The 8,912-nt window shown below is 71.4% G+C and carries 9 protein-coding genes; 5 read left to right on the forward strand and 4 right to left on the reverse strand.

The annotated features are described in order from the left end of the window. Positions 1 to 49 precede the first annotated feature (49 nt). Positions 50 to 2,515 (reverse strand): SpoIIE family protein phosphatase, encoded by a 2,466-nt coding sequence (locus AB0A63_RS39050; RefSeq protein ID WP_360401337.1) that lies wholly within the window; start codon positions 2,513 to 2,515, stop codon positions 50 to 52. Beyond that, positions 2,512 to 2,865, reverse strand: coding sequence for an STAS domain-containing protein (locus AB0A63_RS39055; protein WP_360401340.1), 354 nt, complete (start codon positions 2,863 to 2,865; stop codon positions 2,512 to 2,514). The genes AB0A63_RS39050 and AB0A63_RS39055 overlap by 4 nt, the downstream gene beginning before the upstream one ends. 382 nt (positions 2,866 to 3,247) lie before the next feature. On the opposite strand from AB0A63_RS39055, the gene AB0A63_RS39060 reads away from it, so the two are divergent. From AB0A63_RS39060 to AB0A63_RS39070, 3 genes are all read left to right on the forward strand, one after another. Further along, positions 3,248 to 3,727 (forward strand): MOSC domain-containing protein, encoded by a 480-nt coding sequence (locus tag AB0A63_RS39060; RefSeq protein WP_360401343.1) that lies wholly within the window; start codon positions 3,248 to 3,250, stop codon positions 3,725 to 3,727. Next, on the forward strand, positions 3,724 to 4,446 hold the full coding sequence (locus tag AB0A63_RS39065) for a polysaccharide deacetylase family protein (protein WP_360401346.1): 723 nt from the start codon (positions 3,724 to 3,726) through the stop codon (positions 4,444 to 4,446). Before AB0A63_RS39060 ends, AB0A63_RS39065 begins: the two co-directional genes overlap by 4 nt. A gap of 114 nt (positions 4,447 to 4,560) precedes the next feature. Next, positions 4,561 to 5,046, forward strand: a complete 486-nt coding sequence (locus AB0A63_RS39070) for an NUDIX hydrolase (RefSeq protein ID WP_360401349.1) — start codon at positions 4,561 to 4,563, stop codon at positions 5,044 to 5,046. Between the two features lie 30 nt (positions 5,047 to 5,076). Here the strand turns inward: AB0A63_RS39070 and AB0A63_RS39075 are convergent, their stop codons facing one another. Further along, positions 5,077 to 5,811, reverse strand: coding sequence for an NPP1 family protein (locus tag AB0A63_RS39075; protein ID WP_360401361.1), 735 nt, complete (start codon positions 5,809 to 5,811; stop codon positions 5,077 to 5,079). Positions 5,812 to 6,027: 216 nt separating this feature from the next. After that, on the reverse strand, positions 6,028 to 6,393 hold the full coding sequence (locus AB0A63_RS39080) for a MerR family transcriptional regulator (protein ID WP_360401352.1): 366 nt from the start codon (positions 6,391 to 6,393) through the stop codon (positions 6,028 to 6,030). A 57-nt stretch (positions 6,394 to 6,450) separates the two neighbouring features. Here AB0A63_RS39080 and AB0A63_RS39085 point away from each other — a divergent pair, with 57 nt between their 5' ends. Together AB0A63_RS39085 and argG are read left to right on the forward strand one after the other, a co-directional pair. Next, entirely contained in the window at positions 6,451 to 7,293 is an 843-nt protein-coding gene (locus AB0A63_RS39085; RefSeq protein ID WP_360401355.1) for a polysaccharide deacetylase family protein, read from the forward strand. Positions 7,294 to 7,342: 49 nt separating this feature from the next. Beyond that, complete coding sequence (gene argG / locus AB0A63_RS39090; protein ID WP_360401358.1) at positions 7,343 to 8,788, forward strand: argininosuccinate synthase; 1,446 nt, start codon at positions 7,343 to 7,345, stop codon at positions 8,786 to 8,788. Positions 8,789 to 8,912 lie beyond the last annotated feature (124 nt).

Below are 8,912 nucleotides of genomic sequence, written 5' to 3' on the forward strand. Positions count from 1 at the left end.
CGGCCACGGGCAGTTCGGAGGGTGCGACCGGCGGTGACCCGGAACGCGGTCACGACCTTCCTCGTGGGCCGCGGGGCTGCGCCGCGGCGATCTCGGCCCAGACGACCTTGCCCTCCTCGGTCGCGCGGGTGCCCCACCGCGTGGCGAAGGCGTCGACCAGCAGCAGCCCGCGGTGCCGGTCGTCCTGCGGACCGGCGTTGAACAGGCGGGGCCCGGAGGTGCCGTGGTCGGCGACGTCGATGAACAGCCGGGAGTTCTCGAGGTGCAGGCGCAGCACGACCGGGCGGTCGGCGTGCTGGACGGCGTTGGCGACCAGTTCGCTGGTCACGGTGAGCGCCGCGTCCCGCACCTCGGCCAGGTCCCACCGGGTCAGCTGCTCGCTGACGAACGCGCGGGCGCGTGCCGCGACGCCCGGCCCGGTGTCCAGCGGCATGGAGGCCACCTGCCGGTCCGCCGCCAGGCGCTGCACGTGCAGCAGGGCGACGTCGTCGTCGTGGCGCCCGGCGGTGAGGCGGTCGATGAGCTTGTCGCAGGCGACCTGGAGGTCCACGTCGGGCGGCAGGGAGCCGATCTCGGCCAGCAGCGCGTTGATGCCGGTGGTGAGGTCGCGGACCCGGCTCTCGACCAGACCGTCGGTGTAGAGGGTCAGCCGTGCGCCCACCGGGAACGACGTCTGCCGCTGCAGGAACGTCTCGCCGACGCCCAACGGCATGCCCAGCCCCTCGCCGATCAGGTCCGTCGTGCCGTCGGGGTGGGTCAGGACCGCCGGCAGGTGACCGGCGTTGGCGAAGGTCAGCGTGTCGTCCGCGGGGTCGTGCACGGCGTAGAAGCAGGTGATGAACGTGGCTTTGGGGGTGACGCCGGCCAGTGCCGTCGCGTGCCGCAGCACGTCGGAGGGCGGGAGGTCCAGCAGCGCGTAGGAACGCACGGCCGTACGCATCTGCCCCATCACGGCCGCCGCCGTCACACCCCGGCCCACGACGTCGCCGACCACGAAAGCGGTGCGTCCGGCGGGCAGTTCGAGCACGTCGAACCAGTCGCCGCCGACCTCGGAGCCGGTGGCCGCCGGCAGGTAACGGGACGCGATGGCCAGACCGCTCACGTGCGGCACCGCGGGCAGCATGCTGTGGGTGAGCTCCGACGCCGTCGAGCGCTGGCGGTCGAACAGGCGCGCGTTGTCGAGGGCGATCGCCGCGTAGCCCGCGATGCCCTCGGCGAGCTGCTGGTGCCGTTCGGTGAACCGCCCGGCCTCGTGGTGACCGAAGAAGAACCCGCCCAGCACCTCCCGCGACGACGGCGAGACCACCGGGACGGCCAGGTAGCTGCACACCGGCAGGTGCCCCGGTGGCATCCCGTGATGGGGGTCGTTGCGGCCGTACCGCGGGTCCCAGGTGATGTCGTCGGAGCGGACCGTGCCCTCGCCGTTGAAGGTGACGGAGAAGACGTCGGTGTTGCGGGGCATGGGAAAGCGCTCGAACGCCGACTTCGGCACGCCGGACAGCGTGTAGAGGGTGTAGGACTCGCCGTACTGGTCGACGAGGTTGTAGAAGAACGCGCCGAACTCCGCCCCGGTGGCCTTGGTCGCGGCGTCCGTGGCGTCCTGGACCAGCGTGGTGAGGTCGAGCTGCGAGGTCAGCCGGCGACCGACGACCTGGAGGGTGTCGACCAGCTCGGCCTCGGCGCGCAGCCGGTCGACCGTGCTTTCGAGGTCGGTCGCCTGCTCACGGGAGGTGTCCTCCAGCACGCGGAGGTGGTCGAGCAGGGCGTCGCGCTGGGCCGCCACGTCGACCTCGCCGCGGCCGGCCAGGGGGTGGGCCAGCAACCCGGTGCGGACGCTGACGGCCACCGCCCGGAACATCTCCGCGGTCTGCGGCGAGATCGGCACGCCCACCGACAGCACCACGCAGAACAGGCCACCGTCCGGCAGCGCGCCACCGAACGCCAGCACCGAGCGCACCCCGTGGTCCCGGACGAAGCCCTGGTCCGGAACGTGTTCGCTGCCGTCGGCATCGGCCACGAGGAAGACACCGCACCGCTCGCCCGCGTCCAGCGCCAGCCCGCCCGCGTCCCGCACGCCGAGCGCGGCGGCCAGCGCGAAGGCCATCGGCGCCGCAGCGGCGGCCTCGGCCGAGGTCGGTGCCAACGCACCGGGTGTGCGGCGCACGACCGGTGCGTTCTGGCCGGGTTCCGCACCGGAGCCGGCCTCCAGCACCAGGCACCACGTGTCCGGACCGGCCTCATCGGGCTCGGATCGGCGCGCGACCTCCCGGAGCGCTTCGGGCAGCTCGGCGAAACGGCGGGTGGAGAACAACCGCGCCGACAGCACGACCGAGCTCCCGTGCTCGTCCGTGAAGTGGCCGCGCAGCCGTTCCACGACCTCAGCGGCGGCGGAGCCGAAGTCGTCGGCGTCCTCGGCCGCGGCGCGGAGTCCCGCGGTCAGCCGCACCACGTCCGACAGGCCGAACGAGGCGAAGTCGCCACCGTCCCGGGCAGGCCGGGGGGAGAAGTCGTTCACCGGGCTGATCCACCAGGTGCGTCGGGCACGTGCGCGTGGATCGTCAGCAGCTGGTGCAGCGAGGTGAGCCTGATCGCCGACTCGACCTGGGGCCGCAGCGCGGCCAGGTGCAGCGCGCCACCCGCTGCCAGGGCGACCTTGTGCAACCTGACCAGCGCGCTGAGCGCACTGGAGTCGCAGAAGTCGAGCCCGGACAGGTCCAGCACCAGCGTCCCGCCCTGGGCGGCGAGCGGTTCGACCACCTCCAGCATCCGAGGGGTCGTGCCGAAGTCGAGCTCCCCGACGACCGCCGCGACCGTGTCGGCACCGCGGTCGTGCACCCCGATCTCCAACGGCAGCGCCTGGCTCATCCTCGCCTCTCCTCGTTCGCGGACCCGTCCAACGTACCCGCACGGCCACAACGGGCCGCACGCCCGGCACGATCTCCGGCAGCACCACCTCCGCGCCGTAGCCGCCGAGCCACCCGCGGCAGACGCCTCGACGACCGACGCCCAGGCCGAAACCGGCCAGGACCAACGGGACAGCGCGGGCGTGAGTCCGGTTCGGCCGGTCAGGAGGCTCCTCGGCGGGCCGATGGCACGTACCGTGGACCGCATGGACGACCGAAGCGACCACCGGCGGAGATCCGGGACTCCTCGGCACGCACCACCAGCGCACACACCTCGGCAACCGGCCATGGCACAACGGCTGCACCTGCCACTACCTGAGGCCGGAACGGCAACCGGGCAAGCGGTGGAGATCGTCGCGCTGCACGCCTCCGCCGTGCACGCCTACGAGGGCCGTCCGTCGGACGGGCCGCGTCCCGATCCGGGGCCCGTCTCGCACGACCACGTCGAGGTGCGCGCGAAGCTCGGGATCGTGGGGGACCGGTACTTCAACCACCAGGCGCACCGCAACGCGGCGGTCACGTTCCTCGCCGCCGAGTCGCTCGCGCCGTGGCCGGTGGACCCGCTGGTCGCGCGGCGCAACGTCGTGGTGCGCGGGTTCGACGTGGACGCGTTGGTGCGCGGCACCGCGTTCAGCCTCGACAGCGGTGACGGGCCGGTCCGGTTCGAGGTGCACCGGCCGGCGAACCCGTGCGCGTGGATGGACCGGGTGATCGCGCCCGGAGCGTTCAAGGCGTTGCGCGGCAAGGGCGGCGTGCGGTGCGTGCCGCTCGACGACGGGGTGCTGCGCGTCGGGACGGCGGTCCTCGGCATAGTGGGCGGATGAAGTGGTTGTCCCGCAAGCCGACGATCATCACCGCCGTCAGCGTGGTCGTCGTGCTGACCGCCGCCGTGGTGCTGTGGAACGTCAGCAGGTCGCGCACGTTCCAGTTCTTCGGTGACCTCGTGCACCGCGTCGAGACCACCGAGAACGTCGTCGCGCTGACCTTCGACGACGGTCCCGACCCGGCCGGTACGCAGCAGGTGCTCGACGTGCTCGCCGCCGAGGGCGTGACGGCCACGTTCTTCCTCGTGGGCCGCGACCTGGAGGAGCACCCGGAGCTGGGGCGCAGGATCGCGCGGGCCGGGCACGAGATCGGCAACCACACCTTCTCGCACGAGCGGATGTTCGGTGTGACACCGGGTTTCGTGGCGAAGGAGGTCGAGGACACCGACGCGGCGATCCGCAGGACCGGCTACAGCGGTGCCATCCACTTCCGGCCGCCCAACGGCAAGAAGCTCTTCGCGTTGCCGTACTACCTGGAGCAGCACGACCGGACCACGGTGATGTGGGACGTGGAACCGGACTCCGCGGGCACACCGCCGAAGGACCGGGTCGTCAGCGAGACGCTCGCGCAGACCAAGCCGGGGTCGATCGTCCTGCTGCACCCCATGTACGCCGGGCGGGACCAGACCCGGCAGGCGCTGCGGCCGATCATCGCCGGTCTGAAGGAGCGCGGGTTCCGGTTCGTCACGGTGTCCGCGCTCCTCGCCGCCCGCCGCTGACCCCCATGGCTTCATCGGCAGCTGCAAGTACCAGACGCCAGCAGAGCAAGGTGGGCCGGGAAGGGAGCTCCTGGGCGAGTGGGACGACCGCGTGGCCGAGTAGCCTCCGCGGGTGTGGATCTTCTGCCGTACGCGGAGTACGCGGCGTCGCTGAGCAGGAAGCGCGCTGCGGCCGGGGTGCTGTTCCGCGACGACCGGGCGCGGGTCCTGCTGGTGGAGACCACCTACAAGCGGTGGTGGGAGATCCCGGGCGGTGCGGTCGACGCCGGTGAGGCGCCGTGGCGCACGGCGGTGCGCGAGGTGCGCGAGGAGCTGGGGGTGCAGCGGCCGCTCGGGCGGCTGCTGGTGGTCGACCACGTCCCCGCAGACGGGCCGATGCCGGAGGGGCTCGCGTTCGTGTTCGACGGCGGCCTGGTCACCGCGGCCGAGGTGGCCGCACTGGAGCTGACCGACCCGGAGATCCGCTCGGCCGGGCTGTTCCCCCTCGACGAGGCACGCGGCCTGCTGAAACCGGTGCTGGCGCGCCGGGTCGAGGCCGCGCTGCACGCCGTCGGCTCCGGCGGGGTCGTCCTGTGCGAGCACGGGCGGCCGGTGCGCTGAGCCCGGAGACCGGGCCCAGCGCGGCACGGCTCAGGCGTGCGGGTCGAACGCGATGCCGGCGGGCTTGGCGCTCGCGAGGTTGCCGTTGAACGCGCTGTCCTTGATCGCCAGCGAGGCGCTGCCGAAGTCCGCGTTCACGAGGACGTCGCGCACACCGCCGGGGAACCGGTCCCAGCTCACGAGGTCCGGGTACTGGTAGACGCCGTAGTGGTTCTCCGCCTGCTCGTTGTAGCCGGCGAGCCGGAAGCAGTGCGTGCTGGCGCCGTCCTTGTGGTAGATCACCTTCGCGTGGGTGCCCTCCCACTGCACCTTGTCGCGCGAAAAGGTGTTGTACTTGCCGTGCGCCGAGACCGAGACGTACTGGGCGACGTCGTTCTGCACCCAGACGACCACGTGCTCGATGTCGTGCCGGTGGCCGCAGCAGTCCCACAGCGGCACGGCCTGGTCCTTCTCGAAGTACAGGTCGTACAGGTAGGCGCACCAGCCGTTGTTGCACTTGGACCGGCTGTAGGAGTTGGTGTTGTCCAGGTCCGACTGGTCGTGGCAGTCGCCGTTGAGGGCACCCGAGTTCTTCAGGCCCGGCGCCACCTGGCCGGTCGGCGAGATCGCCGGGGTCGGGTAGCAGCCATCGCCGTCGTAGTCGAACGCCGGTTGCCACTTGCCGTCCTCCGCCGTGAAGTTCGCGGGGATGGCGCGGGGCGGGTCGGCGAGCGCGACGCCGGGGAACAGCGCGGTGACCAGCAGTGCGCCGAGCAGGGCAGGCAGGAGCTTCTTCCTCACAGGGCCTCGATTCCGGGAGCAGGGGAGCGGAGAGGCGTGCAGGCAAAAGGTTGTACATGAACAGCGTTCACGTCTAGGTGGTTCACTGAATCTTTGCCGTACCGGGAAATTCACAACGCCGGGATCAGCTCGCGGCCGGTGACCGCGAACGACTCGACGGCCGGGACGGTCACGACGAACTGCTCGAAGACCTGGGCGTGCCTAGGTGTTTTCTCCTCGGGCGGTGTCGATCACGTCGTCGAGCACCGCGCGGGTCGTGCGCAGGTCGGCGATCATCCGGTCGATCCGCGCGCGTTCGTCCTCCAGCTCGGCGACCAGCCGCGGTGTCGCGACCTCGGACGGGCCGCCGTCGGCGTCGCGCAGGCACGGCAGCAGCGAGAACACCTTCCTGCTCGACAGGCCCGCCGCGAACAGCTCCTGGATGCGGACCACCCGGTCGACGGCGCCGTCCGGGTACTCGCGATGCCCGCCCGCCGTCCGCGTCGGCGCCAGCAGGCCCTGCTGCTCGTAGTAGCGCAGCGACCGTTCGCTCACGCCCGTGCGCCGCGCCAGCTCACCGATGCGCATCCCCGCCTCCGGAACGGACTTGAACCTGACATTGATGTCAACTCCTACCGTCGGGACATGACGGAGAACAAGCTCTACGACTACTCGCCGATCATCGACCGCCCGCCGCTGGCCTGGCCGAACGGCGCGAGGGTCGCCGTGTACGTCGGCTTGAACGTGGAGCACTTCCTGCTCGGCACGCCGTCCACGAGCATCTGGCCGGGCACCGCCGAGCTCACGCCCGACCCGCTCAACCACGGCTGGCGCGACTACGGCCCCCGCGTCGGCATCTGGCGCACCATCGACGCGCTCGACCGCCACGGCCTGCGCGCCAGCGTCCTGCTCAACTCCCTGGCGGCGAGGCGGTACCCGCGGATCGTCGAGGCCGGCGTCGAGCGCGACTGGGCGTGGCTCGCGCACGGCGAGACGAACTCCAAGCTGCACACCGGCCTGACGGAGGAACGCGAACGCGAGGTGCTCGCCGACGTCGTGAACACGATCGAAGATGCGACCGGCATCCGGCCGCGCGGCTGGATGGGGCCGGGGCTCACCGAGACCTCCCGCACGCCGGAGCTGCTCGCCGAGCTCGGGCTGAGCTACGTGCTCGACTGGACCGCCGACGACCAGCCGTTCCGGCTCACCGTCCCGGGCATGATCAGCGTGCCGTACTCGGTGGAGCTCAACGACCTGATGCTGCTCGACCGCTCCGGGCCGGACTTCCTGCGGATGGTCGAGGACCAGTACGAGGTGCTGCACGCCGAGGGCGGCCGGGTGCTCGCGCTGGCGCTGCACCCGTTCGTCACCGGTCAGGCGTTCCGGCACAAGTACCTCGACCGGGCGCTCGCCCACCTGGCTGCCGCACCCGATGTGTGGCTCACGACCAGCGACGACATCGCCGAGCACTACCTGAGGCACAACTAACAGCCACCCCGGCGTGCATGTTCATACACAGTCGTGCATAATCATTGTCGTGTCCAAGGTGCTCACTTCACTTCCCGCCGGCGAACGCGTCGGCATCGCCTTCTCCGGTGGTCTCGACACTTCCGTCGCGGTCGCGTGGATGCGTGAGAAGGGCGCGGTGCCGTGCACGTACACCGCGGACATCGGTCAGTACGACGAGCCGGAGATCGACAAGGTCCCCGGCCGCGCGGGCACGTACGGCGCGGAGATCGCGCGTCTCGTGGACTGCCGCTCGGCGCTCGTCGAGGAGGGGCTCGCGGCACTGGCGTGCGGCGCGTTCCACATCCGCTCCGGTGGCCGCGCGTACTTCAACACGACCCCGCTCGGCCGCGCCGTCACGGGCACCATGCTCGTGCGCGCCATGCTCGACGACGACGTCCAGATCTGGGGCGACGGCTCGACCTACAAGGGCAACGACATCGAGCGGTTCTACCGCTACGGCCTGCTCGCGAACCCGTCGCTGCGGATCTACAAGCCGTGGCTGGACGCGGAGTTCGTGACCGAGCTCGGCGGCCGCAAGGAGATGTCCGAGTGGCTGCTGGAGCGCGACCTGCCCTACCGGTCGAGCGTCGAGAAGGCGTACTCCACCGACGCGAACATCTGGGGTGCGACGCACGAGGCCAAGTCGCTCGAGCTGCTCAACGAGGGCATCGAGATCGTCGAGCCGATCATGGGCGTCAAGTTCTGGGACCCGTCGGTCGAGATCGCCGCCGAGGACGTGACCATCGGGTTCGAGCAGGGCCGCCCGGTCACCATCAACGGCAAGGAGTTCGGCAGCTCCGTCGACCTCGTGCTGGAGGCCAACGCGATCGGTGGCCGCCACGGTCTGGGCATGTCCGACCAGATCGAGAACCGCATCATCGAGGCCAAGAGCCGCGGCATCTACGAGGCGCCCGGCATGGCGCTGCTGTACATCGCCTACGACCGCCTCGTGAACGCGATCCACAACGAGGACACCGTCGCGAGCTACCACACCGAGGGCCGCAAGCTCGGCCGGCTGCTGTACGAGGGCCGCTGGCTCGACCCGCAGTCGCTGATGATCCGCGAGGCGCTGCAGCGCTGGGTCGGTTCCGCGGTCACCGGCGAGGTCACGCTGCGGCTGCGCAGGGGCGACGACTACTCGATCCTCGACACGTCCGGCCCGGCGTTCAGCTACCACCCGGACAAGCTGTCGATGGAGCGCACCGAGGACTCGGCGTTCGGCCCGGTCGACCGCATCGGCCAGCTGACCATGCGCAACCTCGACATCGCGGACTCGCGCGCCAAGCTGGAGCTCTTCGCGGGCCTCGGCATGGTCGGCACCCGCCAGTCCGAGCTCATCTCGGCCCAGGTCGAGCCGACGAAGCTGATCGGCGACGTGCCCGACGGCGGCGCCGAGGTCATCGCCTCGCGCGGTGAGGTCTCCGAGGCCGACGCGCTGCTCGACGCGGCCGCGATCGAGTCCGGCACCGACTGACGTCCCGTGCCGGCGGGGGGGGGGGGGGGGCGCCCCCCCCCCCCCCCGGGGGGGGGGGGGGCCCCCCCGGGGTTATTAGGATGTGGGGGGGGGGGCGCCCCAACAGCGGCGGGGTACCCACGGG

It is taken from the genome of Lentzea sp. NPDC042327 (assembly GCF_040647275.1).
Lineage (GTDB): Bacteria > Actinomycetota > Actinomycetes > Mycobacteriales > Pseudonocardiaceae > Lentzea.

Bases quoted from the DNA above. Each gene is read 5' to 3' on its own strand.
- AB0A63_RS39080 (WP_360401352.1), bottom strand. From the start codon at position 6,393: ATGCGCATCGGTGAGCTGGCGCGGCGCACGGGCGTGAGCGAACGGTCG.
- AB0A63_RS39055 (WP_360401340.1), bottom strand. From the start codon at position 2,865: ATGAGCCAGGCGCTGCCGTTGGAGATCGGGGTGCACGACCGCGGTGCC.
- AB0A63_RS39065 (WP_360401346.1), top strand. From the start codon at position 3,724: ATGAAGTGGTTGTCCCGCAAGCCGACGATCATCACCGCCGTCAGCGTG.
- AB0A63_RS39085 (WP_360401355.1), top strand. From the start codon at position 6,451: ATGACGGAGAACAAGCTCTACGACTACTCGCCGATCATCGACCGCCCG.